Here is a 23973-nt window from a genome sequence, read left to right on the forward strand (position 1 = left end):
ATGCGCCGCACTGCCGCTACGGTCGCTTTCCGAAGGCAAGCGGCAGGAAGGGGCAGCGGGGATGAAAGACTGGCTACACATGACGGCGGCCGACCTCGGCCGCGGCATCGAGAAGGGCGAGATCGACCCGGTCACCCTCTGCGACACCTACCTCTCGGCCATCGACGCCCACCCCGCCCGCGACCGGATCTACACCATCGTCACCCATGATCGCGCCCGCGCCGAGGCGAAGGCCGCCAAGGCCCGCGCCGAGGCAAAGCTCCGCCGCGGCCCCCTCGACGGCGTGCCGGTCAGCTGGAAAGACCTCTTCGACACGGCCGGCCTCGCCACCTCCTCCGGCTCCCGCCTGTTGGAAGACCGCGTGCCCGAGCATGACGCGCCGGTGCTGGCCACCGCCACGCGCGCCGGGCTGGTCTGCCTCGGCAAGACCCATATGAGCGAGTTCGCCTTCTCCGGCCTCGGCCTCAACCCGATGACGGCCACGCCCCCCAACATCAACGACCCCGAGGCGGTGCCCGGCGGCTCCTCCTCCGGCGCGGCGGCCAGCGTCGCCCAAGGCCTCGCCGCCTGCGGCATCGGCAGCGACACCGGCGGCTCCGTCCGAATCCCCTCGGCCTGGAACGACCTCACGGGGCTGAAAACCACCTCCGGCCGCATCCCGCTCACCGGCGTCGTGCCGCTTTGCGAGAAGTTCGACACCGTCGGGCCATTGTCTCGCTCGGTCGAGGATTGCGCCCTCGTCCTCGCCGCCCTCGAAGGCACGCACCCCGCCGACCTGAAAGGCGCATCGTTGAAAGGCGCCCGCTTCGCCGCCCTGCAAACGGTGGTGATGGATGACGTGCGCGACGGCCCCGCCAAGGCCTATGCCGACGCCGTGGAACGCCTCAAGGACGCCGGCGCCACCATCGAGCCCATCGACTCGCCCGAGATCGAAGAAGCCATGCCCATGTCCGGCATCCTCTTCACCGCCGAGGCCTACGGCATCTGGCACGACACGATCGAGGCCGCGCCCGACCGCATGTTCAAACCCATCCTCGAACGCTTCCGCGGCGGCCGTGACATCTCCGCCCCAACCTACGTGGCGGCGTGGCGCCGCCTCGAACAACTCCGCCGCGACTGGCACGCGCGCGTCGCGGGCTACGACGCGGTGATCCTGCCCTCGGCCCCCAACATGCCGCCAAATGCCGAACGCCTGATGACCGATGACGAGTTCTACGTCACCGAGAACATCCTCACCCTGCGCAACACCCGCGTCGCCAACCTGATGGGTCTGTCGTCCATGAGCCTGCCCACCGGCACGCCAAGTTGCGGGCTGATGCTCTGCGGCAAACCCTTCGGCGAGGAACACCTGCTGCGCGTGGCCAGCGCGGTCGAAAAGGCGCTGGCGTGACGCGCGTGGCTTGCGTCGGAATTTGAGTATTTCTGGAAAGATGAAAGACGGGACATGGCAAAGCTGCTGCTGGACGGAACAGGTCTGACGGTCGAGGCACTGGCGGCGGCGGCGCGTGGCACCGGCGGCGTGACGCTGGCCGAGAGCGGGCTGGCAAAGATGCGCGAGACCCGCGCGTTGATCGACCACGCCATCGAGAACCGCATCCCCGTCTACGGCGTCACCACCGGCCTCGGCGCGCGCTCGACCGAGGCGCTGGATGCCGAAACGCTGGCCGGGTTTTCCCTGCAAACCGTTCGCGGCCGCGCCCATGCCGTGGGCGAGCCCATGCCGCGCGACACCGTTCGCGCCCTGATGCTGGCAAGGCTCAACACGCTCCTCACCGGGTACAGCGGCGCACGTCCGGAGGTGGCGGAGTACCTCGCTGCCGTCCTCGACGCCAACCTCGTGCCCGTCGCGGGCGGGCTCGGCTCGATCGGCGGCGGCGACCTTGTCCTCAACGCCACAGTCGCGCTTGCACTGATCGGCGAAGGAAAGATGACCAACGCCGACGGGCAGAAAGGCCCCTCCGCCGACATGCTCCGCGCCGCCGGCATCGAACCGCTTCAACTCGCCCCGCGCGACGGGCTGGCGCTGGCCAACCACACCGGCTTCACCGCGGGCCAGGGCGCGCTGGCGCTCGACAGCGCCCTCACCGGCTTCGCGGCCGCACAGGCGGCGGCCTGCCTGACCATGGAAGGCTTCCGCGCCAACCTCACCCCGCTCGACCCGCGGGCGCTGGCCGCCAAACCCCTGCCCGGCCAGACCATCGCCGCCGAGGGCCTCCGCACCCTGCTCGAAGGCTCCGCGCTCTGGCAGCCCGGCGCCGCCCGCCGCCTGCAAGACCCGCTCTCCATACGCAACACCGTCCAGATCCACGGCGGTACCGCCGCCGCCCTCGCCAGCGCCCGCCCAATCGTCGAGACGGAACTCAACGGCGCCTCCGACAACCCCATCGCCATCGCCGAAACCGGCGAGGTCATTTCCTGCGGCGCCTATCACAGCACCGAACTGGGCCTCGCCCTCGAATCCGTCTCCCGCGCCTGGCAGCACCTCGCCATGGGCCAGGTGGCCCGCATCGCCCGCATGATGGACCCCGATTTCACCGGCCTCCCCCTCTTCCTCGCCCGGCCCGACAGCGGCTCCAACGCCTTCGCGCCGGTGCTCAAGCTGGCCGAGGACCTCGCCGCCGAAATCACCCAGGCCGCCATGCCCCAGCCCGTCTGGCCCTCGATCAACGCCAACGGCGTCGAAGACAGCCTCACCTCCGCCCCGGTCGCCGCCCGCACCCTCACCCGCATCACCGAGCTCGGCCGCCGCCTGACCGCGATCGAGCTGATGGTCGGCGCCCAGGCGGCCGACCTGCGCGGCATCACCGCCGACCTCGGCCCGCCCATGACGGGCCTCTACCGCGCCATACGCGCCCTCTCGCCGCAGATCGACACCGACCGCCCGCTCACCAACGACATGGAATCGCTGGCGAAACACATCCGCGAGGGCCGCCTGCCACCCCCGGCCTGACCCACTGCCAAAATGCCACAACCCTCTGTCAAGGCATTGGTTTCGCTGGACCTGATGCAAGTCCTCCGGTACATTTTACGCAAACGGGGCACCAACGATCCCGGTATCTGAGGCAGGACGAGATGTTTCCCGAGCGGTTTTCGAACCTACCGGAATATGCATTCCCGCGTTTGCGGGCGTTGCTGGATTCGCACAAACCCGGCGGCGACACGTTGCATATGACCATTGGCGAGCCGAAACACCCGTTTCCGGCCTGGATCACCGATGTCATCTCGAACCACGCCCACGAGTTCGGCAACTACCCCGTGAACGAGGGCACGCCCGAGCTGCGCCAGTCGATCTGCGAGTGGGTCAAGCGCCGCTACAAGGTCACGCTCAGGCCCGACACCCAGGTGATGGCGCTCAACGGCACCCGCGAAGGGCTCTACAACGCCATGATGGCGCTCTGCCCCGAGGCGAAGAACGGCAAGTGGCCGATGGTCCTCATCCCCAACCCGTTCTACCAGGTCTACATGGTCGCCGCGCTCAGCGTCGGCGCCGAGCCGGTCTTCCTGCCCGCAACAAAGGAGAACGGCTTCCTGCCCGATTTCAGCGAGGTGCCGGGCGACATCCTCAACCAGGTCACCGTGGCCTATCTCTGCTCGCCCTCCAACCCGCAGGGCGCGGTGGCCACGCGCGAGGACTGGGCCCACCTGATCGGCCTCGCCGAGCTCTACGATTTCAAGATCTTCGCCGACGAATGCTATTCCGAGATCTACCGGGATGAGCCGCCCGTCGGCGCGCTCCAGGTCGCCCGCGAAATGGGCGCCGACCCCGAGCGCGTGCTGATCTTCCACAGCCTGTCGAAACGCTCGAACCTGCCGGGCCTGCGCTCGGGCTTCGTGGCGGGCGGGCCGGAATCGATCCGCCGCCTGAAACAGCTCCGCGCCTATGCCGGCACGCCCCTGCCCATGCCCCTGCAGCGGGCAGCCGAAAAGCTCTGGGCCGACGAGGTGCATGTCGACGAGAACCGCGCCCTCTACCAGGAGAAATACGCGCTGGCCGACGAGATCATGCACCGCGTGCCGGGCTACAACCCGCCCGAGGCCGGGTTCTTCCTCTGGCTGCCCGTGGCGGATGGAGAGGAAGCGGCGCTGCGGCTCTGGAAGAAGACCGGCGTCCGGGTGCTCCCCGGCGCCTATCTCAGCCGCGACACAGACACCGGCAACCCCGGCAAAAATTACATCCGGGCCGCGATGGTGGCCCCAAAAGACGAGATGGCGGAGGGCCTCACACGGCTGCGCGACTGTCTCTACACATGAACGAGGACGAGGCGAAACATGGCATACCAGACACGCGGGCGGGACCCGTTGCTTGACAGTTCGATGGCCGAGGCGATCGAGAAGCGCGGCAAGGAACTTGCCGGGCTCGTGCTGCTGGCGATCGGCATGATGGCGACGGCGATGATCCTGTCCTACCACCCCGACGACCCGAGCTGGATGTCGGCCACCGACGCGCCGGTGAAGAACTGGATGGGCCATCTCGGCGCCTCTCTCGCGGCCACCGTGTTCATGGTGATCGGCTGGGGCGCGCTGGGCTTCGCCGTGATGATCTGCGCCTGGGGCCTGCGCTTCACCCTCCACCGGGGCGAGGAACGCGCGGTCGGCCGGCTGATCTTCGCGCCGATCTGGCTCGCGCTCCTGTCGCTCTTCGCCGCCACGCTGACGCCGGGCACAAGCTGGTCCGCCACCCACAGCTTCGGCCTCGGCGGGCTCTTCGGCGACACGGTTCTCGCCACCTTCCTCGGCCTTCTTCCCTTCGGCGCGGGGTTCAGCCTCAAGATCCTGTCGCTGATCATGGCCGGCCTCGCCGTCACCGTCGGGCTCTTCGTGCTGGGCGCCTCGCGCCGCGAACTCCTCCTCGCTGCCCGCTTCCTGCTGGTCGGCGTGATCATGACCTACGTCGCCATGCGCTCGGCCCTCGGCCGCGGCGCCACCGGGGCGGCACATGCCTCGATGGGGCTCAAGTCCAATGTCCAGGGCCACCTCCAGCGCCGCGCCGAACGCCGTGCCGAGGATGCCGCCTATGCCGAGGAAGAGGAACGCGCCGCCCGCATCGTGCCGGGTGCGCCCGCCCGCAAGCTGCGCGCCGAGCCGGCCCTCCATGCCGCGCCCGCCGCCGTTCGCCGCGCCGCACCGCAACCCGTGGCCGCCCCGGCCCCGGCGCCGAAACCGGCCGCCAAGGCCGAGCCCGAGAAATCCGGCGGCCTGCTGGCCCGGATGCCCTCGCTCATCCGCCGCCCCGAGCCGGAGCCCGAGCCCGAGCTGATCGACCGCTCCTACGATGGCGAAATGCCCGACACCCCCGGCCCCGACCGCATCCGCGCCAAGATCGCCGATGCCGTCCGCTCGCGCCGCCGCCCGGCCGAGGACGAGATCGCGGTCCAGGAAATCCCCCACGACAAGCCGCTGACCAAGGGCCGCGGCCGTGGTCCCGACCCGCTGCTGCTCGCGCCGCGCACCGCGAAACTGCCGCCCGAGCCGCCGCTCACCGCGGCCCACGCCCCCGCGGCCCCGGCCCCGACAACGGCACCGGCCGCCGCGCCGCAGATGGTCAACGATTTCGCCGACGGCAACGCGTATGACGACGCCTGGGATGATGACGACTACAACGTCTACCTCGATGGCAACGACACGCCCGCCGAGCCGGTCATGCAGGCCCGGCCCCGCGTCCCAGCGGCCGAGCCGAAGAAGGTCGTGCAGCACCCGCCGCGCAAGGCCCCGCAACCCTCCGCCCGCGCCCAGGCCGAGGCCCAGCCCGCCCTGCAGTTCGAGGAGAAGCCGCAGTTCGAGTTCGAACTCCCCGCGCTCAGCCTGCTGACCAACCCCTCGAAGATCGAACGCCTCCACCTCAGCGACGAGGCGCTCGAGGAAAACGCCCGGATGCTGGAAAACGTGCTCGACGATTACGGCGTCAAGGGCGAGATCGTCTCGGTCCGCCCCGGCCCCGTCGTCACCATGTACGAGCTGGAACCGGCCCCGGGCCTCAAGGCCTCCCGCGTCATCGGCCTCGCCGACGACATTGCCCGCTCCATGTCGGCCCTCTCGGCCCGCGTCTCCACCGTGCCGGGCCGCAGCGTGATCGGCATCGAACTGCCCAACGACCACCGCGAGATGGTGGTCCTGCGCGAACTCCTCGCCTCCCGCGATTTCGGCGACAGCAACATGCGCCTGCCGCTCGCGCTCGGCAAGGATATCGGCGGCGACCCGGTGATCTCCAGCCTCGCCAAGATGCCCCACCTGCTCATCGCCGGCACCACCGGCTCGGGCAAGTCCGTGGCCATCAACACCATGATCCTCAGCCTCCTCTACAAGCTCACGCCCGAGGAATGCCGCCTGATCATGATCGACCCCAAAATGCTGGAACTCTCCGTCTATGACGGCATCCCGCACCTGCTCTCGCCCGTGGTGACCGACCCGAAGAAGGCCGTGGTCGCCCTGAAATGGGTCGTGGCCGAGATGGAGGAACGCTACCGCAAGATGTCCAAGATGGGCGTGCGCAACATCGACGGCTACAACAGCCGCGTCGAAGACGCGCTCTCGCGCGGCGAGATGTTCTCGCGCACCGTCCAGACGGGCTTCGACGACGACACCGGCGAACCCGTCTTCGAGACCGACGAATTCGCGCCCGAGAAGATGCCCTTCATCGTCGTCATCGTCGACGAGATGGCCGACCTGATGATGGTCGCCGGCAAGGAAATCGAGGCCTGCATCCAGCGTCTCGCCCAGATGGCCCGCGCCTCCGGCATCCACCTCATCATGGCCACCCAGCGCCCCTCGGTCGACGTCATCACCGGCACGATCAAGGCCAACTTCCCCACAAGGATCTCCTTCCAGGTGACCTCCAAGGTCGACAGCCGCACCATCCTCGGCGAAATGGGCGCCGAACAGCTCCTAGGCATGGGCGACATGCTCTACATGGCCGGCGGCGGCAAGATCACCCGCTGCCACGGTCCCTTCGTCTCGGACGAGGAAGTCGAGGAAGTGGTCAGCCACCTCAAGGCCTACGGCCCACCCGACTATGTGGGCGGCGTCCAGGAAGGCCCCGAGGACGAGAAGGCCAGCGACATCGACGCGGTGCTCGGCCTCAACACCGGCGGCAACACCGATGGCGAGGACGCGCTCTACGACCAGGCCGTGCAGATCGCCATCACCGACCGCAAATGCTCGACCTCCTACATCCAGCGCAAGCTGGCCATCGGCTACAACAAGGCCGCGCGCCTCGTGGAACAGATGGAAGACGAAGGCGTCGTCAGCCCGGCCAACCACGTCGGCAAGCGCGAAATCCTCGTCCCCGAGCAATAATCCCCGCCCCGGCCCTCGTGCCGGGGCCCCTCCCCTCCCGGGCCTGACCCGGGGCCTCGCCGCCCCGGGTACATAAAGTCGGCAAGGTCATGCCGGTTGCACGGTCTTTCAGCACACCGCGCGGGCCCTGACACACCCCTGCCTCAATGCAAGCGGCCTCGCGCTTACCCGATCACGCGTTTTGTGCGCCGCATTGCCGGTCCTTCCCCATGCTCTTCGCTTCCTTTGTGACCACCAGGGCACACACGTATGCCTTGTATCACTAGCCACTCACGCCAGGCTCACACTCTGGCAAACACTCACGGAGCAAGCCATGAAGAAAATCACCACAGCACTCGCATGTACCGCGATGACCGTCGCGCTCGCAGCCCCCGCCACCGCGCAACAGGCGGGCAGCAACGCGACCAACAACCCGTTCGTGTCTTCACAGAGCGCGCCGGCCGCCGCCAACCAGGGCCTCATGACCGCCGGCGCGGTCGCGTCTCCGGTCGCACTCGCCGCCGGTCTGGGCATGGTTCTGAACGATGGCAGCCCGGCCACCTCCTCGGCATCAAGCACCGGGCGGGCCAACTCCAGCCGCTGACGGCACCCCCGCAACCTGACCGTGAAAGCGGAGCGGGCCCCGCCGGGGCCCGTTTCCTTTGCCGCAAGATGTCGGCGCCATTCCACCACGCCCACACATTTCGGTGATCGCCATGGTGCAATTCTCCGCACCAGCGCCTAAATACACTTCATGACCATGATACGCACCCTCCTAGCCTCGGCCGCCCTCTCTCTCGCGGCCCTGCCCGCGGCGGCCGAGAAGCTCTCGCTGGGCGAGATTTCCAGCTACCTGAACAGCTTTCAGGCGGCCCAGGGAAAGTTCACCCAGATCAACGAGGATCAGACGATCTCGACCGGCCAGATCTACATCAAGCGTCCTGGCCGGGTGCGCTTCGAATACGATCCGCCCGAGGAAACCCTGGTTCTCGCCGACGGCACCCGCGTCGGCGTGATCGACCCCAAGTCGAACACCGGGCCCGAGGCCTATCCGCTGCATCGCACGCCCCTCAAGATCGTGCTGGCCAACAACGTGGATTTCACCCGCGAGCGGATGGTCACGGGCCATGACAGCGACGGCAAGACGACAACGGTACGCGCGCAGGACCCGGAAAACCCCGATTACGGCAGCATCGAGCTGGTGTTCACCGACAACCCGGTCGAACTGCGCCAGTGGGTCGTCACCGACGACACCGGCACCCGAACGACCGTGGTGCTGGGTGACCTGAAAACCGGCGTCTCGATCAGCGATGACCGCTTCGTCATTCCGGGCGTGGGCGTCGAGACGATCGACCGCTAGAGCTGCAAGCCGGGCGGCGCCCGGGGTCCGGGCGGGGCGTGCAATCAAGCCCGGCCCGGGCACCAGATACGTCAGCGCACAGGTAAGAGCCGCCGCCCGGCCCCGGGCAGCGGCTCTTCCTTCAGTACCGCCCGCAGCGCGCCAGCTGCGCCTGGTAGGTATTGGCCCGCGCCGCCGTCTTGTCGGCCACCCGCAACAGCCAAGCCTTCTTGTTGTAGCTGCCACTTCTGAACCCGCCCCGCCCCTCGTGATAGGCAAGGTACTGGTTGCGAGTGTCATGCTGGGAAATCCCGAGGTGCTCGGTGGTCTTCGACATGTACCACCCCATGAAATCGGCGGCGTCGTGAATATCGTTGCGGCGCGCGTTGTACCGCCCGCGCTCCTCGAGATATTCCTCCCACGTGCCGTCCAGGGCCTGGCTGTATCCATAGGCCGAGCTGATCCGGCCCATCGGGATCACCCCGAGCGTCCAGCGGAAGGGCGTGCGCGCCTCCCCGTCGAACTTGCTCTCCTGGTAGATCGTGGCCATCTGCACGTGGACGGGAACCCCCCATTGCCGCTCGGCGGCACGGAAGGCTCGGGCGTATTGCGGACGCTCGCGAAGGATCACGCAGGCGTCGTCGAGATTGTCGGGCGCGGGGCCGCTGCTGCGGCCGCCACACGACGCCACCAACAACAGCAACAGGACCGCGCGAAAGAGTCTGCTCATCTGCCTCTCGCTTTTTTTATGGTCTTTTTTGCCATTCTAGCGCATCCCGCGGCTTTGGGAAATGGCGAATCCGGGCCCGGATACTGTCATGGGCGGGTTCACACACTGTTTCTCGCGGTTTTGCCAGCGGGCATTGGACAAACGGACCTTGAAACGGGTAATGTCTGCCTTTAGGGGCTGTTTTGAATGTATACGACACGTGCGAAATATCACTTGGGTCAGGTCGTGCGCCACCGGAAGCATCCGTTCCGGGGGGTGGTCTTCGACGTCGATCCCGAATTTTCCAATACCGAGGAGTGGTACGAATCCCTCCCCGAGGAAAGCCGGCCGTCGAAGGAACAGCCCTTCTACCACCTGCTGGCCGAGAACGACCAAAGCTATTACGTCGCCTATGTCAGCGAACAGAACCTGATCGCCGACTATTCCGGCGAACCGGTCGGCCACCCCGACATCCCCGATCTGTTCGGTCCGTTCGAAGACGGCCACTACCCGCTGCATTTCCAGCTGAACTGACCGGGCGGTGGGTTGCACCCACCCTACGGTCGCGGGAGGCGTAGGGTGGCTGTCGGCCCGCCACGACGCAACATATCCGCTGGTGGGTTCACACCCACCCTACAATCCCCTGATGTGCAGGGCGGGCATAAAGCCCCCACTCGCCGTCATCCGTAGGGTGGGTGCCAACCCACCACCGGCTCAATACCCCAGCGCACACCCGTCCTTGCGCGGATCGCTCCCGCCTTCCAGGACCCCGCTCTCGTGCATCAATATCGCCTGCGCCCCGCCGATCGGCTCGTCGGGCACCACCACCTCGTGGCCCATGTCGGCCAGGGCCCGCCGCACCGCCTCCCGATACCCGCGCTCGACCCGCAATTCGCCGCCATCGGCGAAACTCCGCGGCGCGTCGATCGCCGCCTGCGGCGACAGTCCGAAATCGCGCAGGTTGCTCACGAACCGCGCATGCCCGTTCGGCTGATAGGCCCCGCCCATCACCCCGAACGGCATCACCACCCGGCCGCCCTCGCGCAGCATGCCCGGAATGATCGTGTGCATCGGCCGCTTCCCGCCGCCCAGCTCGTTCGGATGGCCCGGCGTCAGGGTGAACCCCGCCCCCCGGTTCTGGAACAGGATGCCGAATTTCTCCGACGCGATGCCGGACCCGAACCCGTGGAAGATCGAATAGATTAGCGACACCGCCATCCGGTCCTTGTCCACCACGGTGATATAGACCGTGTCCTTGTGCACCGCCTCGGCCACCGGCGCCGCCTTGGCCATCGCCCGCTTCGGGTCGATCAGCGCCGCCAGCCGCTCCGCCGTCTCCGGCGCCAGCATGTGATCCAGCCGCGCGGTGTGATCCGGGTCGGCAATGAACCGGTTCCGCGCATCGTAGGCGAGCTTCGCCGCCTCCGCCTCGATATGCGCCCGCTCGGCGCCCCACGGATCCATCCCCGCGATATCGAACTGCTTGAGGATGTTCAGCATCAGGATCGCCGTCGCCCCCTGCCCGTTCGGCGGATGCTCGACCAGCTCCGTCCCGCCATACGTCCCCGCCAACGGCTGCGTGTACTCGCACGCCACGCCCGCAAAATCCTCGGCCGTGTGCACGCCGCCCATTCCGCCCAGCGCGGCCAGCATGTCCTCGGCCACCTCGCCCTCGTAGAAGGCCTTGCGGCCGTCCTTCGCCACCCGGCGCAGAACCTCCGCCTGCCCCGGCGCGCGGAACAGCTGCCCCGCCGTCAGCGGTTGGCCGCCATCGGAATAATGCGCCACCCCGTGACCCTGAAGCACCTTCACGTCACCGGGAAAATCGAACGCCACCCGCTCGGCCACCGGAACCCCGGCCTCGGCATAGTGGATCGCCGGCGCCAGCACCGCGTCCAGCCCCAGCCGCCCGTGATCCGCTGACAAACGACAGAACGCATCCACCGCCCCCGGCATCGTCACCGCCTCGACCCCGTGCACCGGCACCGTCTCCTGCCCCTTGTCCCGCAGCGCCGCCGCATCCGCCGCCGCCGGGGCCCGGCCCGACCCGTTCAGCGCCCGCACCTCATCGCTTCCCGTCTCGCTGAACAGCACGAAGCAATCGCCGCCGATCCCGGTCATCTGCGGCTCGCAGATCCCCAGCAGCACGGCCCCGGCAATTGCCGCGTCCACCGCGTTGCCGCCACGTTCGAGAATGTCCACCGCCGCCTTCGCCGCCAGCGGATGGGACGTGGCGCACATGCCATTGGCCGCCAGAACGGGCGACCGGCCCGGAAGATGAAGATCGCGCATGGATGAAAGCCCTCCTCTGAACCTCTCGCCGCGACACTAAGGCCGCCGCGCGGGAATGCCAACAAACCGGCGAACCGGATAGGCAATTGCAGGTTTCAGGGGGGGTAAGTACCTCGACGCCGCGCACTGGGTGGGGGCTGTTAAACGCGGCGCCGAGGGAAGCCATATGCAGCTACAAGACCGGTTATGACCTTTGTTTCGGGCGGTTTTTCGTAATGATTGCGGCGAGATTAAGGTTTTTGCCCCCTCACGCCCCCGATCGCGGCGCAAACCGCAACCCAAGGGTGTTTTGACCCTCGCTCCGGCTGTAAGTCACCGCATCCGCCTGGCTGTGAATCAGGTACCAGCCGAATCCTCCCTCGGGCTGCCGCTCGCAGGGCACATCCATATCCGGCAGCGCGCCCTCCGGCATCTCGTTGCCGGGCATTGGCCGGCCCCGGTCGGCGATCGTCACGCAAAGCGCATCGCCCTCCATCCCTGCCTTCAGCCAAACGCGCCCGCCGGCCCCGCCATAGGCATGTTCGCCGATGTTGTTCAGCACCTCCGCCAGCACCAGCTCGACCCGGAACAGCAGGCCCGGCGCCGCCCCGGCCCGCGCCATGATCCCACGCACGGCCGCAACCGCCTCGCGCGTGGCCTCCGGCGTGGCCCGGATCGCCAGCGAAAGGCGAACGCCCTCCGCCACCCCGATCCGCCCGGACGGCACGGCCCGCTCACCCGGCCGCGCGGCGCGTGGCACTGTCGACATCCCCGTAAATTCCGAACACCGTGTCCATCCGCGTCAGCCGGAACACCTTGTCCACGTTCGGCGTCAGCGCCGCCAGGTCCAGCTTGCGCTCCGGCCCGAGGAACTTCATCACCGCCACGATGGCGCCAAGACCGCTCGAATCGACGAACCCGACCCGCCCGAGGTCAAGCACCACCCGCGGCGCATCCTCGTCCACCACGGCGCGCACCGCGTCCTTGAACCGGATTGCGCCGGCCGAATCGATCCGGTCCGCCATCACCGAAATCACCTGCACGCCGTTCAGACTGCTGCTGTCGAGTTCCATGCGCACTCCGCCTTAGGTACTAATACGACGCAGGCTAGACCGCATTGGTTACCATTCGGTATTCTGCGGCATCAAAATCCGAGGAGGATCACTACCCATGAAAGACGTTGTCATAGCCGGAGCCGCCCGCACCCCCATGGGCGGGTTCCAGGGAGATTTCGACGGGGTCGAGGCCAGCCTTCTGGGCGGCACCGCGATCCGCGCCGCGCTGGCCGACGCGAAAGCCGAAACCGTGAACGAGGTGCTGATGGGCTGCGTCCTGCCCGCCGGCCAGGGCCAGGCCCCCGCCCGCCAGGCCGGCTTCCATGGCGGCCTTGGCGAAGACGTGCCGGCCACCACCCTCAACAAGATGTGCGGCTCGGGCATGAAGGCCGCGATGATCGGCTTCGACCAGATCGCGCTGGGCGACACCGACCTGATGATCGCGGGCGGCATGGAAAGCATGTCGACCGCGCCCTACCTTCTGCCCAAGATGCGCGGCGGCGCCCGCATCGGCCATGCCGAGGTCAAGGACCACATGTTTCTCGACGGGCTGGAGGACGCCTATGACAAGGGCCGCCTGATGGGCACCTTCGCCGAGGATTGCGCCGAGAAGTTCCAGTTCACCCGCGAAGCGCAGGACGAATACGCCATCGGCTCGCTCGAAGGCGCGCTCGCCGCCCAGAAATCCGGCGCCTTCGAGGGCGAGATCACCCCCGTCACCCTGACCACCCGCAAGGGCGAGGTCACGATTTCCGAAGACGAACAGCCCGCCAAGGCCCGCCCCGACAAGATCCCGCACCTCAAGCCCGCCTTCCGCAAGGACGGCACGGTCACCCCCGCCAACTCCTCGTCGATCTCCGACGGCGCGGCGGCGCTGGTGCTCGCCTCGGGGGATGCGGCCAAGGCCAACGGCCTCAACATACGGGGCCGTATCCTCGGCCATGCCAGCCACGCCCAGGCGCCCGGCTGGTTCACCACGGCCCCCGTCCCGGCGGCCCAGAAACTGCTGAAAAAACTCGGCTGGTCGAAAGACGATGTCGACCTGTGGGAGGTGAACGAGGCCTTCGCCGTCGTCCCCATGGCCTTCATGCAGGAAATGGGCCTGCCCCGCGAAAAGGTCAATGTAAACGGGGGCGCCTGCGCGCTGGGCCACCCGATCGGCGCCAGCGGCGCACGCATCATGGTCACCCTGCTGAACGCGCTGGAGAAACGCGGCCTGAAGCGCGGCGTCGCGGCCATCTGCATCGGCGGCGGCGAGGGCACGGCCATCGCCATCGAACGCGCCTGAACCCTACGCCACCGTAGGGTCTAGCGATCCAGGTCGCGCCGCATCGTGGCCATGCCACCGCGGCGCGACAATTCCTCGTAGCCCGACTTCTGGTAAAGCCGCAGCGCCGCCTCGTTGTCCAGCTCCACCTTCAGCGTGATGCTCAGCGCCCCAAGGTCCCGCGCCGCCTCCTCCGCAAGCTTCGCCAGCTCCTCTCCGGTGCCGCCCCGCATCTCCTCCTCGACGAACACGTAAGTCAGGTGCCGCACCTCCGGCCCAACACCCACGCGCAGCGCAAAGAACCCCACCTCGCGGCCCTGGCCGTCCAGCAGGTAGAACGACTCGTCATCCACCTCCTGCAACCACCGCATCTTCCACTCGCCCTCGTCGAACGGATACCGCGCATGCGGGTTCACGAGGGCCATGTCGCCCTCGTCCTTCAGCAGCCCCGCAAGCGGGGCAAGGTCGCGCTCCTCGTTATGGCGCAGGCTCAGGGTCGTCATATGTCTCTCCTTCGGCCGAAAATCGCGTGTCGGGGGCCGCACCTGCCATATCCCCCGGGGGCGATGCAAGGCCGGGGCTGGCGGAAGGCCCCGGCGCGTGCCATATCCACGCCCATGAGGATCGACTACGCCACCACCGCCAAGACCATCGCCGCCTTGACCGAGGGCGAATCCGACGACGTCGCGCTCATGGCCACGATCGTCTGCGAACTGCACCACGCCGACGACCGCTTCGACTGGACAGGCTTCTACCGCGTGACCGAACCCGAACTGCTCAAGATCGGCCCCTACCAGGGCGGGCATGGCTGCCTCGTCATCCCCTTCTCCCGCGGCGTCTGCGGGGCTGCGGCCCGGACAGGGCACGTGCAACTGGTGGCGGATGTCGAGGCCTTCTCCGACCACATCGCCTGCGCCGCCTCCACCCGGTCGGAAATCGTCCTGCCCGTCCGCAACGGCGCGGGCGAGATCATCGCCGTGCTCGACATCGACAGCGACCAGCCAGACGCCTTCACCGAGGAAGACAGCACCGGCCTCTCCGCCATCCTGCAAGACGTGTTCGGCCGCCTCTGACCACCCCGCCCTCAAGGCGTTAACCAATCCTCAACCATTCCCGCCCACCTTGTTAACCAAATCTGGCAACGCAAGGGATGCGCGATGGTGGCCCGCGCCTACACGGTCGCGTTCGAGGGGGTCGAGGCGAAAACGGTCGAGGTGCAATGCGCCGTCACCGCCGGGATTCCCGGCTTCTCCCTCGTGGGCCTGCCCGACAAGGCGGTGACCGAGGCGCGCGACCGCGTGCGCACGGCGCTCACCTCCATGGCCATCGCCCTCCCGTCCAAGCGCATCACCATCAACCTCTCCCCCGCCGACATGCCGAAGGAGGGCAGCCATTTCGACCTGCCCATCGCCCTGGCCCTCCTCGCCGCCCTCGAAATCATCCCCGCCGACGCGGTCGAAGGCACCTGCTCGCTGGGCGAGCTGTCCCTCGACGGCTCCCTCCTGCCCGTGATCGGCGCCCTCCCCGCCGCACTCTCGGCGGCCGAGGCCGACCGCACCCTCCTCTGCCCCAAGGGGTCGGGGCCCGAGGCCGCCTGGGTCGACGCCGCCCGCGTCATCGGCGCCGCCACGCTGGCCGATGTCGTCCGCCACTACACCGGCCAGTCCCCCCTCCCCCCGGCCGAACCGGGCGAAGTGATCCCCGACAGCTCCGGCCGCGACCTCACCGACGTGAAAGGCCAGGAACGCGCCAAGCGGGCGCTGGAAATCGCCGCCGCCGGGCGCCACCACCTGATGATGGTCGGCACGCCCGGCTCCGGCAAATCCATGCTGGCCGCCCGCCTGCCCGGCCTCCTTCCGCCGCTGACGGCACAGGAGGCGCTGGAAACCTCGATGATCCACTCCCTCGCCGGGCTGATCGAGGAAGGCGGCATCAACCGCGCCCGCCCCTTCCGCGAACCGCACCACACCGCCTCGATGGCGGCCATCGTCGGCGGCGGCCGACGCGCCTCGCCGGGGGAGATTTCGCTGGCCCATAACGGCGTGCTCTTCATGGACGAGTTCCCCGAATTCACCCGCTCCGTGCTCGAAACCCTCCGCCAGCCCGTCGAATCGGGCGAGGTCGTCGTCGCCCGCGCCAACGCCCACGTGAAATACCCCTGCCGCTTCATGCTGGTCGCCGCCGCCAACCCCTGCAAATGCGGCTACCTGCCCGACGCCTCCCGCGCCTGCGCCCGCGCGCCCGCCTGCGGAGACGACTACATGGGCCGCATTTCCGGCCCCCTGATGGACCGGTTCGACCTCCGGATCGAGGTGCCCCCCGTCGCCTATACCGATCTCGACCTGCCAAGCTCGGGCGAGCCCTCCGCCACCGTCGCCGCCCGGGTGCAGGCGGCGCGCGACCTCCAGCACGCCCGCTACCGCGACCATCCCGGCATGCGCCTCAACGCCGATGCCGAAGGCGAGATGCTCACAGACATCGCCACGCCCGATACCGAGGGCCGCGAGCTTCTCACCAAGGTGGCCGACCGCTTCGGCCTCTCGGCCCGCGGCTATCACCGCGTCCTGCGCGTCGCCCGCACCATCGCGGATCTCGACGGCTCCGACACCATCCGCCGGCCCCACGTGGCCGAGGCGGTCAGCTTCCGCCTCTCCGCCGCGAAAGAGAGCTGATCCACTCTGCAATCTCCCGCAGCGTCACCATCGCCTCCGGCATAAGCCCTTGGAAATACGGCCAGACATGCGGCAGGTCATGCTCGATCCGCATCTCCACCTCGACCCCCTGCGCCGCCAGCCGTTCGGCCATGCGCCGCGTGTCATCCAGCAGAATCTCCGTATCCCCGACGCAAAGCCACACCGGCGGCCCGCCCGTGAAATCGGCAAACAGCGGCGAGGCCCGCGGGTCTTCCGCATCCGCCCCGTCGAGATACATCTCCGCCGTCTCCGCCGCCCGGCTCGCGGGCAGCATCACGTCGGCCGCGGCATTGGTTCGCATGCTCTCGCCCGTAAACCCCATGTCGGTCAGCGGCGACATCGCGAACACCCCCAGCGGCAGCTTGCCCCCGGCTCGCAACACCTCCGCCACCACCGCCAGCGCCAGCCCGCCGCCGGCACTGTCCCCGCCGATCACCACCCCGCCGGGCCAGTCCTCCACGGCCCGGTAAACCGCCAGCGCATCCTCGACCGCCGCCGGAAACGGATGCTCCGGCGCCAGCCGGTAATCGGGCAGGCAGGCCGGCAGCCCGGCCAGCGCCGACAACCGCCCCAGCATCGCCCGGTGCGTCGTCGACGAGCCGAACACGTAGCCGCCGCCATGCAGGTGCAACATCAGCGGCCCGGCCTCCCGGCGCACGCCCTTCGCCCGCGCCCATTGCACCGGCACCCCGCCCAGCACGCCGCGCTCGTAGCGCGTGCCGAACGGCGCCCGGAAGAACAGCCGTGCCTTGAACTCGAAATTCCGGCGCAGCGCGGCCGGCTCCTCCGCGCGTTCCATGTACCGCTTCTCGGTGAAACGCAGGTAGGGGTTCAGGAGGCGCCGCGCGACGCTCACGCCCGCTTGCCCTCGATCGCCTCCCAGATCTTTCCGGCGACGTTCACCCCGTCGAACCGCTCCAGCTCCTGGATGCCGGTGGGCGAGGTCACGTTGATCTCGGTCAGGTAGGTGCCGATCACGTCGATCCCTACGAAAACCTGCCCGCACTCCCGCAGCCGCGGCCCGATGATGCGGCAGATCTCCCGGTCACGTTCGGTCAGCTCCACCTTCTCGGGGCGCCCGCCCACATGCATGTTCGACCGCGTCTCGCCCTCGCCGGGAATGCGGTTGATCGCCCCCACCGGCTCGCCATCGACCAGGATCACCCGCTTGTCGCCCTTCTTGATCTCCGGCAGGTATTTCTGCGCGATCAGCGGTTCGCGGCTGAACCCGGTGAACATCTCGTGCAACGAGGCGAGGTTGCGGTCGCTCTCGGGCAGGTGAAACACCCCCGCCCCGCCATTGCCGTAAAGCGGCTTGACGATGATGTCGCCATGCTCGGCCCGGAACGCCTTGATCGTGGCAAGATCGCGGGCAATCGCCGTGGGCGGCATCAGTTCGGGGAAGTCGAGGATCAGCAGCTTCTCGGGAAAGTTCCTCACCCAGAACGGATCGTTCACCACCAGCGTGCCGGGGCTCAGCCGCTGCAGCAGGTGGGTGGTGGTGATGTAGAACATGTCGAAAGGCGGATCCTGCCGAAGCCAGACCACGTCCATCTCCGACAGGTCGAACAGCTGCTCCTCGCCCAGCGTGAAGTGATTGCCCTTCTCCCGCCGCACCTCCAGCGGCCAGCCCCGCGCCTCCACCCGGCCCTGGTTATAGGCCAGCCGGTCCGGCGTGTAATAATAGAGCTCGTGCCCCCGCGCCTGCGCTTCCTCCGCCAGCCGGAACGTGCTGTCCGCGTTGATATCGATCGGCCCAATCGGATCCATCTGAAAGGCGATTTTCATAGGCTGTCCCCGGCAAATGCGTGCAGCCTTTACATGGGCCAATCCCGGCCGGTGTGCAAATCCGAAATGCGCCGCTCAGAAATGGCTGAAGGCCGCATCCCGAATTTCGACCTGTCCGCGGTCATCCACCACCGCCAGGTCGAACCGCACCTCGGAAAGCTGCCCCTGCGGCGTGTTGCCCAGGTATTCCGAGGCCGCCAGGTGAATGCGCTGCATCTGGTCGACGCGCAGCCGCTCCGCCGCCGCATCGAAGCTCGAGGCCTTCTTCACCTCGCAGAAGACATAGACGCCGCGATCCAGGAAGATCAGGTCGATCTCGCCCGCCTGCCCGCGCCAGCGCGTTTCCAGAAGGTCCGCGCCGCGCCGGTCATATTCCCGCGCAACCGCCTTCTCGGCGCTGACCCCCGAAAGGTAGGCACGCCGCCCGCGCCGCCGCTTCGCCGCCGGCACCGCGGTGGCCGTGCCCCCCTCGTCGAACCTGAAATGCGTCGTCATGCCTTCTCCTTCCGCAAAGCAATGCCCGGACTAGGAACAACGTCCAATCCAACAGCCAAAGCCCGGCCCGGCAAGAAACCTCGAACCGACGAACCTCACTCACGCGCCTTCGCCAGCTCAAGCGCACGCTGATACACCGGACGCCGTTTCATGCCCAACTGCGCCGCCACGATATCCGCCGCATCCCGCACCGAACGCCCCTCCAGCGCCTCGCTCAAAGCCGAATCTAAATCAATTTCGCTAACAGTTCCTGAATTCCCCTGCCCCACCAGCACGACGATCTCTCCCTTCAGCGTCCGCCCCGCCATTTCCTCTGCCAGCTCCTCGAGCGTGCCGCGCCGGACTTCCTCGAATTTCTTGGTCAGTTCCCGGCACATCGCCGCCGGTCGCGCGCCGCCCAGCACCTCCACCGCATCCCGCAGCATCGCCGCCACCCGCTTCGGCGATTCGTAGAAGATCAGCGTCCCGGGCACCGCGGCAAACTGCCCAAGCGCGGATTTCCGCTTGGATCCGCCCTGCGGCAGGAAGCCCGCGAAGAAGAACCGGTCCGCCGGCAGGCCCGAGAGCGTCAGCGCGGTCACCGCCGCCGATGGACCCGGCGCCGAGATCAGCCCGTGCCCGCCCTCCACGGCCGCGCGGGCCAGGTCGAACCCGGGGTCCGACACCATGGGCGTGCCGGCCTCCGAGGCGTAAACCACTGATTTTCCCGCCTCCAGCGCCGCCATGATCCTTGGCCGCGCGCGGCCTGCATTGTGATCGTGGTAGCTCACCAGCGGCCGGTCCCCCAGCGGCACCCCGTGGATGTCCATCAGCTTGCGCAGGCTCCGCGTGTCCTCGGCCGCCAGCATGTCGGCCGAGTGCAGAATATCGAGCGCGCGCAGCGTGATGTCGCGCGCCGCGCCGATCGGCGTTGCAATCAGGTATAGCCCCGGAGCCAGCTCCGGGTTGACCGGAATCACCACTGGACCCCTCCCGCATGACGTCTATGATCGGCCCGAAACCCGTACGGGACCCTGTCCCGCCGTCAGAAGGGAGCGCTTCTCGTTCATGTTCGCCGTTTTCACCAAGCTTCGCAAGCTCATCCTCGGGCCGCTGGCTCTCCTCTCCATTGTCCTGCTCGCCGCCTGCGCGAGCGGGCCGATCATCGGCTCCGGCCCCTCGATCAACCCCTCGGCTCCGGTGCCGGTGGCCCTTCTGGTGCCCTACGGCTCGGCCGACACCAATGAGCAGAAGCTCGCGAAAGACCTCGAGAACGCCGCCCGCATGGCGGTCTCCGACCTGGGCGGCGTGCAGGTCGACCTGCGTGTCTACGGCACCGCCGGCAATGCCGAGAAGGCGGGCCAGGTCGCGGCGGAGGCCGTGGCCGAAGGTGCCAAGATCATCATCGGGCCGCTGCACGCCGAATCCGCCAACGCGGCGGCGCTCGCCGTCGCGGGCCGGGGCGTGAACGTGCTGGCCTTCTCCAACAACCCCACCATCGCCGGGGGCAACCTCTTCGTGCTGGGACAGACCTTCGACACCACCGCCAACCGGCTGGTCAGCTATGCCGCCTCCCAGGGGCGCAACCGCATCATGACGGTCTATTCCAACAACCTCGCCGGCCGCCTCGGCCGCGCCGCGATCCAGGAGGCGATCACCCGAAACGGGGCCGTCCCCTCGGGCGCCGTCAGCTACGAGTTCTCGCAACAGGGCGTCGTCGCGGCCCTGCCCAAGATCAAGAACACCGCCCAGCAGACCGACGCCAACGCCATCTTCCTCACCGCCAACACCGCCGGTGCCCTGCCGCTCTTCTCGCAGATGCTGCCCGAGAACGGGCTGGGTGCGGACAAGGTGCAGTATATCGGCCTCGCCCGCTGGGACACGCCCCCGCAGACGCTCGAACTGCCGGGCGTCCAGGGCGGCTGGTTCGCCCTGCCCGACCCGGGCCGCTCGGCCCAGTTCCAGAGCCGCTTCCAGGCGGCCTACGGCGCGGCCCCGCACGCGCTCAGCGGGCTGGCCTATGACGGCATCGCGGCGGTCGGCGCCCTGGCCACCGGCGGCGCCCGCAACGCGCTCTCGAAGGAGGCGCTGACACAGCCCGCCGGCTTCCAGGGCGTGAACGGCGTGTTCCGCTTCCTGCCCAACGGCTCGAACGAGCGCGGCCTCGCCGTCGCCACGATCCAGGACAAGCAGGTCAAGGTGCTCAGCCCGGCGCCGCAAGGCTTCGAAGGCGCGGGCTTCTGATCCCGCGCCGACCGGACCGGAATGAAAGACGCAACGCCCCCTCCGGCTGACCTGATCGGCCCGGCCGACGGTATCTTCGACGAGGATGCCGTCGGTCGCGCGCTCGACGCGGCCATCGGCACCGCGGGCAGCGATGCCGCGGCTCAGCGCAAGGCGGTGGTCGACACGCTCGCCGCGGCGATGGAGGACGGGCGCGACGCCATCGCGGCCGGCCTCTCGGCCGACCCCTTCGCCGCCGAGGCGGCGATCCGCTCCTACAGTTGGCTGACCGATTGCGTGGTCCGCGCCGCGCTCGACGTGGCCGCCCGCCACTTGCACCCGCTGCCCACCCCCACCGAATCCGAGCGCATCGCCGTCTTCGCCGTCGGCGGCTACGGCCGGGGCGAGATGGCGCCGTTCTCCGATGTCGACCTGCTGTTCCTGACGCCCTACAAGATCACCCCCTGGGCCGAGAGCGTCATTGAAAGCACCCTCTACATCCTGTGGGACCTGCGCCTGAAGGTCGGCCATTCCAGCCGCACGGTGAAGGATTGCCTGCGCCTCGGGGCCGAGGATTTCACCATCCGCACGGCCCTGCTGGAGAAACGCTTCATCTACGGCGATGCCGCGCTGGGCGAGACCCTCCACACCCGCCTGCGCGAAGAGCTCTTCGAAGGCACCGAGCGCGAATTCATCGAGGCCAAGCTCGAGGAACGCGGCAGCCGGCACCAGAAGCAGGGCGTCCGCTACATGGTCGAGCCCAACGTGAAGGAGGGCAAGGGCGGGCTGCGCGACCTGCAATGCCTGTTCTGGGTCGCCAAGTATGTTCACCGGGTCGACGACGTGGCCGATCTCGTCACCCTCGGCCTCTTCGCCGAGGAGGAATTCGCCACCTTCGCCAAGGCCCACAACTTCCTCTGGGCGGTGCGCTGCCACATGCACCTGATCACCGGGCGCGCCACCGAGCAGCTCACCTTCGACCTTCAGGTCGATGTCGCGGCCCGCATGGGCTATGTCGACACGCCCGGCCGCCGCGCGGTCGAGCACTTCATGCAGGATTATTTCCGCCACGCCACGGCGGTGGGCGAGCTGACGCGCATCCTGCTGACCAAGCTGGAAGCGTCGCACGTGAAATCCCAGCCGCTCCTGCAACGGCTCTTCAAGCGCAAGCGCAAGCTCAAGGACAATTACGCCGAGGTGCATGGCCGCCTTGCCATCGTCGACGAGAAGAAATTCCTCTCCGACCGGATCAACCTCCTCCGGCTCTTCGAGGAAGGGCTGCGCACCGGTCTGCTCATCCACCCCGACGCCATGCGCCTGGTGACGGCCAACCTGAAACTCATCGACGAAAGCTTCCGCAACGACCCCAAGGCGCGCAAGCTGTTCCTCGACCTGCTGCTGAAACACGGCAACCCCGAACGGGCGCTCCGCCGGATGAACGAGCTGGGCGTGCTCTCGGCCTACCTGCCGGAATTCGAACCGATCCGCGCGCTGATGCAGTTCAACATGTATCACAGCTACACGGTCGACGAGCATATCATCCAGTGCATCTCCCAGCTCGACAAGATCGAACGCCACGAGCTGAAGGAGGCCCTTCCGGTGGCCTCCTCGATCCTCGAGGAGGGGGTGAACCGCCGCGTGCTCTACGTGGCGCTGCTGCTGCACGACATCGGCAAGGGCCGGGACGAGGATCACTCGATCCTCGGCGCCCAGATCGCCCGCAAGGTCGGTCCTCGCCTCGGGCTCAAGCCCAAGGAGGTCGATACCGTCGAATGGCTCGTCCGCTATCACCTGCTGATGTCGGACATGGCCCAGAAACGCGACATCGCCGACCCCCGCACCGTGCGCGACTTCGCCAAGGCGGTGCAGACCAAGGAAAGGCTCGACCTTCTCTGCGTGCTCACCGTCTGCGACATCCGCGGCGTGGGCCCGACCACCTGGAACAACTGGAAGGCCTCGCTCCTGCGGGCGCTCTACCGCCAGACACGCCGCGCCATGGAAGGCGGGCTCGAAGAGCTCAACCGCGAACAGCGTGGCTCCGACGCCAAGCGCAACCTCCGCGAGGAGCTGGCCGACTGGGATCCGAAGGATCTCAAGGCCGAAACCGCCCGCCATTACCCGCCCTACTGGCAGGGGCTGCACGTCACGGCGCACGTGGTCTTCGCGCGGCTCCTGCGCGACCTCAAGGAAGACGAGATCGCCATCGACCTCGCCGTCGACGACGACCGCGACGCCACCCGCGCCTGCTTCGCGCTGGCCGATCACCCGGGCATCTTCTCGCGCCTCGCGGGCGCGCTGGCCCTCGTCGGCGCCAACGTGGTCGACGCGCGCACCTACACCTCGAAAGACGGCTTCGCCACGGCGGTCTTCTGGATCCAGGACAGCGAAGGCCACCCCTACGAATCCGAACGCCTCCCCCGCCTGCGCCAGATGATCACCAAGACCCTCAAGGGAGAGGTCGTCGCCCGCGACGCCATGCAATCGCGCGACAAGCTCAAGAAACGCGAACGCGCCTTCAAGGTGCCGACCCATATCACCTTCGACAACGAAGGCTCGGAGATCTACACCATCATCGAGGTCGACACCCGCGACCGCCCCGGCCTGCTCTACGACCTCACCCGCACGCTGGCGGCGGGCAATGTCTACATCAACTCCGCCGTCATCGCGACCTATGGCGAGCAGGTGGTCGACACCTTCTACGTGAAGGACATGTTCGGCCTGAAATTCTACACCGAAAGCAAGCAGCGCGTCCTCGAACGCAAGCTGCGCGAAGCCATCGACAAGGGCGTCGAGCGCGCCTCCGAATGATCCCCGCCCCGGACCTGATCCGGGGCCTCCCACCACGCCACCGCCCGAATTCTTTAAAAGAATTCGACCCGATA

At 68.0% G+C, this 23973-nt stretch carries 21 protein-coding genes; 12 read left to right on the forward strand and 9 right to left on the reverse strand.

Annotation, left to right across the window (positions count from 1 at the left end):
* Positions 1 to 61: 61 nt before the first annotated feature.
* The 6 genes from QUV18_RS15080 (at position 62) to QUV18_RS15105 (ending at position 8632) form a co-directional block, all read left to right on the forward strand.
* Complete coding sequence (locus QUV18_RS15080) at positions 62 to 1390, forward strand: amidase family protein (protein WP_300894834.1); 1329 nt, start codon at positions 62 to 64, stop codon at positions 1388 to 1390.
* Positions 1391 to 1444: 54 nt separating this feature from the next.
* Entirely contained in the window at positions 1445 to 2950 is a 1506-nt protein-coding gene (locus QUV18_RS15085; RefSeq protein ID WP_300894835.1) for an aromatic amino acid lyase, read from the forward strand.
* Between the two features lie 122 nt (positions 2951 to 3072).
* Positions 3073 to 4251, forward strand: coding sequence for an aminotransferase class I/II-fold pyridoxal phosphate-dependent enzyme (locus QUV18_RS15090; protein WP_300894836.1), 1179 nt, complete (start codon positions 3073 to 3075; stop codon positions 4249 to 4251).
* Positions 4252 to 4269: 18 nt separating this feature from the next.
* Entirely contained in the window at positions 4270 to 7293 is a 3024-nt protein-coding gene (locus QUV18_RS15095) for a DNA translocase FtsK (protein ID WP_300894837.1), read from the forward strand.
* Positions 7294 to 7606: 313 nt separating this feature from the next.
* Positions 7607 to 7876 carry a hypothetical protein gene (locus QUV18_RS15100; protein WP_300894838.1) on the forward strand — a complete coding sequence of 90 codons (270 nt, stop codon included), beginning with the start codon at positions 7607 to 7609 and terminating at the stop codon, positions 7874 to 7876.
* Positions 7877 to 8026: 150 nt separating this feature from the next.
* A complete protein-coding gene (locus tag QUV18_RS15105; RefSeq protein WP_300894839.1) occupies positions 8027 to 8632 on the forward strand; it encodes an outer membrane lipoprotein carrier protein LolA in 606 nt (201 codons plus the stop codon).
* Between the two features lie 121 nt (positions 8633 to 8753).
* On the opposite strand, the gene QUV18_RS15110 is transcribed toward QUV18_RS15105, so the two are convergent.
* Positions 8754 to 9341 (reverse strand): lytic transglycosylase, encoded by a 588-nt coding sequence (locus tag QUV18_RS15110; RefSeq protein ID WP_300894840.1) that lies wholly within the window; start codon positions 9339 to 9341, stop codon positions 8754 to 8756.
* A 186-nt stretch (positions 9342 to 9527) separates the two neighbouring features.
* Between QUV18_RS15110 and hspQ the strand changes: the two genes are divergently transcribed.
* Positions 9528 to 9854 (forward strand): heat shock protein HspQ, encoded by a 327-nt coding sequence (gene hspQ, locus QUV18_RS15115; protein WP_300894841.1) that lies wholly within the window; start codon positions 9528 to 9530, stop codon positions 9852 to 9854.
* 180 nt (positions 9855 to 10034) lie between these two features.
* Here hspQ and QUV18_RS15120 read toward each other — a convergent pair whose 3' ends face one another.
* The 3 genes from QUV18_RS15120 to QUV18_RS15130 all read right to left on the reverse strand — a co-directional run bounded on the left by QUV18_RS15120 (position 10035) and on the right by QUV18_RS15130 (position 12664).
* Positions 10035 to 11612 carry a gamma-glutamyltransferase family protein gene (locus QUV18_RS15120; RefSeq protein WP_300894842.1) on the reverse strand — a complete coding sequence of 526 codons (1578 nt, stop codon included), beginning with the start codon at positions 11610 to 11612 and terminating at the stop codon, positions 10035 to 10037.
* A gap of 247 nt (positions 11613 to 11859) precedes the next feature.
* Positions 11860 to 12360 (reverse strand): ATP-binding protein, encoded by a 501-nt coding sequence (locus tag QUV18_RS15125; protein ID WP_300894843.1) that lies wholly within the window; start codon positions 12358 to 12360, stop codon positions 11860 to 11862.
* The gene (locus QUV18_RS15130; RefSeq protein WP_300894844.1) at positions 12326 to 12664 is read right to left on the reverse strand and encodes an STAS domain-containing protein; all 339 of its coding nucleotides are present in this window, start codon (positions 12662 to 12664) and stop codon (positions 12326 to 12328) included. The genes QUV18_RS15125 and QUV18_RS15130 overlap by 35 nt, the downstream gene beginning before the upstream one ends.
* Before the next feature lie 97 nt (positions 12665 to 12761).
* On the opposite strand from QUV18_RS15130, the gene QUV18_RS15135 reads away from it, so the two are divergent.
* On the forward strand, positions 12762 to 13934 hold the full coding sequence (locus QUV18_RS15135; RefSeq protein WP_300894845.1) for an acetyl-CoA C-acyltransferase: 1173 nt from the start codon (positions 12762 to 12764) through the stop codon (positions 13932 to 13934).
* 20 nt (positions 13935 to 13954) lie between these two features.
* Here QUV18_RS15135 and QUV18_RS15140 read toward each other — a convergent pair whose 3' ends face one another.
* Positions 13955 to 14416: a GNAT family N-acetyltransferase gene (locus tag QUV18_RS15140; RefSeq protein ID WP_300894846.1), complete on the reverse strand. Its 462-nt coding sequence runs from the start codon at positions 14414 to 14416 to the stop codon at positions 13955 to 13957.
* A gap of 114 nt (positions 14417 to 14530) precedes the next feature.
* Between QUV18_RS15140 and QUV18_RS15145 the strand changes: the two genes are divergently transcribed.
* Both QUV18_RS15145 and QUV18_RS15150 read left to right on the forward strand, forming a co-directional pair.
* Positions 14531 to 14986 (forward strand): GAF domain-containing protein, encoded by a 456-nt coding sequence (locus QUV18_RS15145; protein WP_300894847.1) that lies wholly within the window; start codon positions 14531 to 14533, stop codon positions 14984 to 14986.
* Positions 14987 to 15070: 84 nt separating this feature from the next.
* Complete coding sequence (locus QUV18_RS15150) at positions 15071 to 16585, forward strand: YifB family Mg chelatase-like AAA ATPase (RefSeq protein WP_300894848.1); 1515 nt, start codon at positions 15071 to 15073, stop codon at positions 16583 to 16585.
* On the opposite strand, the gene QUV18_RS15155 is transcribed toward QUV18_RS15150, so the two are convergent.
* From QUV18_RS15155 to rsmI, 4 genes are all read right to left on the reverse strand, one after another.
* Positions 16551 to 17462 (reverse strand): alpha/beta hydrolase, encoded by a 912-nt coding sequence (locus QUV18_RS15155; protein WP_300894849.1) that lies wholly within the window; start codon positions 17460 to 17462, stop codon positions 16551 to 16553. The two genes, QUV18_RS15150 and QUV18_RS15155, sit on opposite strands and share 35 nt — an antisense overlap.
* On the reverse strand, positions 17459 to 18394 hold the full coding sequence (gene gshB, locus QUV18_RS15160) for a glutathione synthase (RefSeq protein ID WP_300894850.1): 936 nt from the start codon (positions 18392 to 18394) through the stop codon (positions 17459 to 17461). Before gshB ends, QUV18_RS15155 begins: the two co-directional genes overlap by 4 nt.
* A 75-nt stretch (positions 18395 to 18469) precedes the next feature.
* Positions 18470 to 18889 (reverse strand): YraN family protein, encoded by a 420-nt coding sequence (locus QUV18_RS15165; protein WP_300894851.1) that lies wholly within the window; start codon positions 18887 to 18889, stop codon positions 18470 to 18472.
* A 95-nt stretch (positions 18890 to 18984) separates the two neighbouring features.
* Complete coding sequence (rsmI, locus tag QUV18_RS15170; RefSeq protein WP_300894852.1) at positions 18985 to 19851, reverse strand: 16S rRNA (cytidine(1402)-2'-O)-methyltransferase; 867 nt, start codon at positions 19849 to 19851, stop codon at positions 18985 to 18987.
* A gap of 85 nt (positions 19852 to 19936) precedes the next feature.
* Between rsmI and QUV18_RS15175 the strand changes: the two genes are divergently transcribed.
* Positions 19937 to 21112 (forward strand): penicillin-binding protein activator, encoded by a 1176-nt coding sequence (locus QUV18_RS15175; RefSeq protein WP_300894853.1) that lies wholly within the window; start codon positions 19937 to 19939, stop codon positions 21110 to 21112.
* A 21-nt stretch (positions 21113 to 21133) separates the two neighbouring features.
* The gene (locus QUV18_RS15180) at positions 21134 to 23899 is read left to right on the forward strand and encodes a [protein-PII] uridylyltransferase (protein ID WP_300894854.1); all 2766 of its coding nucleotides are present in this window, start codon (positions 21134 to 21136) and stop codon (positions 23897 to 23899) included.
* The last annotated feature ends 74 nt before the right edge of the window (positions 23900 to 23973 follow it).

The sequence above is a fragment of the Roseovarius sp. genome (assembly GCF_030373445.1).
In the GTDB taxonomy this organism is placed as follows: Bacteria; Pseudomonadota; Alphaproteobacteria; order Rhodobacterales; family Rhodobacteraceae; genus Roseovarius.

Bases quoted from the DNA above. Each gene is read 5' to 3' on its own strand.
- hspQ (WP_300894841.1), top strand. From the start codon at position 9,528: ATGTATACGACACGTGCGAAATATCACTTGGGTCAGGTCGTGCGCCAC.
- QUV18_RS15145 (WP_300894847.1), top strand. From the start codon at position 14,531: ATGAGGATCGACTACGCCACCACCGCCAAGACCATCGCCGCCTTGACC.
- QUV18_RS15150 (WP_300894848.1), top strand. From the start codon at position 15,071: ATGGTGGCCCGCGCCTACACGGTCGCGTTCGAGGGGGTCGAGGCGAAA.
- QUV18_RS15125 (WP_300894843.1), bottom strand. From the start codon at position 12,360: ATGTCGACAGTGCCACGCGCCGCGCGGCCGGGTGAGCGGGCCGTGCCG.
- gshB (WP_300894850.1), bottom strand. From the start codon at position 18,394: ATGAAAATCGCCTTTCAGATGGATCCGATTGGGCCGATCGATATCAAC.
- QUV18_RS15165 (WP_300894851.1), bottom strand. From the start codon at position 18,889: ATGACGACGCATTTCAGGTTCGACGAGGGGGGCACGGCCACCGCGGTG.
- QUV18_RS15085 (WP_300894835.1), top strand. From the start codon at position 1,445: ATGGCAAAGCTGCTGCTGGACGGAACAGGTCTGACGGTCGAGGCACTG.
- QUV18_RS15100 (WP_300894838.1), top strand. From the start codon at position 7,607: ATGAAGAAAATCACCACAGCACTCGCATGTACCGCGATGACCGTCGCG.
- QUV18_RS15105 (WP_300894839.1), top strand. From the start codon at position 8,027: ATGACCATGATACGCACCCTCCTAGCCTCGGCCGCCCTCTCTCTCGCG.
- QUV18_RS15135 (WP_300894845.1), top strand. From the start codon at position 12,762: ATGAAAGACGTTGTCATAGCCGGAGCCGCCCGCACCCCCATGGGCGGG.
- QUV18_RS15110 (WP_300894840.1), bottom strand. From the start codon at position 9,341: ATGAGCAGACTCTTTCGCGCGGTCCTGTTGCTGTTGTTGGTGGCGTCG.
- QUV18_RS15175 (WP_300894853.1), top strand. From the start codon at position 19,937: ATGTTCGCCGTTTTCACCAAGCTTCGCAAGCTCATCCTCGGGCCGCTG.
- QUV18_RS15080 (WP_300894834.1), top strand. From the start codon at position 62: ATGAAAGACTGGCTACACATGACGGCGGCCGACCTCGGCCGCGGCATC.
- QUV18_RS15090 (WP_300894836.1), top strand. From the start codon at position 3,073: ATGTTTCCCGAGCGGTTTTCGAACCTACCGGAATATGCATTCCCGCGT.
- QUV18_RS15130 (WP_300894844.1), bottom strand. From the start codon at position 12,664: ATGGAACTCGACAGCAGCAGTCTGAACGGCGTGCAGGTGATTTCGGTG.
- QUV18_RS15120 (WP_300894842.1), bottom strand. From the start codon at position 11,612: ATGCGCGATCTTCATCTTCCGGGCCGGTCGCCCGTTCTGGCGGCCAAT.
- QUV18_RS15095 (WP_300894837.1), top strand. From the start codon at position 4,270: ATGGCATACCAGACACGCGGGCGGGACCCGTTGCTTGACAGTTCGATG.
- QUV18_RS15140 (WP_300894846.1), bottom strand. From the start codon at position 14,416: ATGACGACCCTGAGCCTGCGCCATAACGAGGAGCGCGACCTTGCCCCG.
- QUV18_RS15180 (WP_300894854.1), top strand. From the start codon at position 21,134: ATGAAAGACGCAACGCCCCCTCCGGCTGACCTGATCGGCCCGGCCGAC.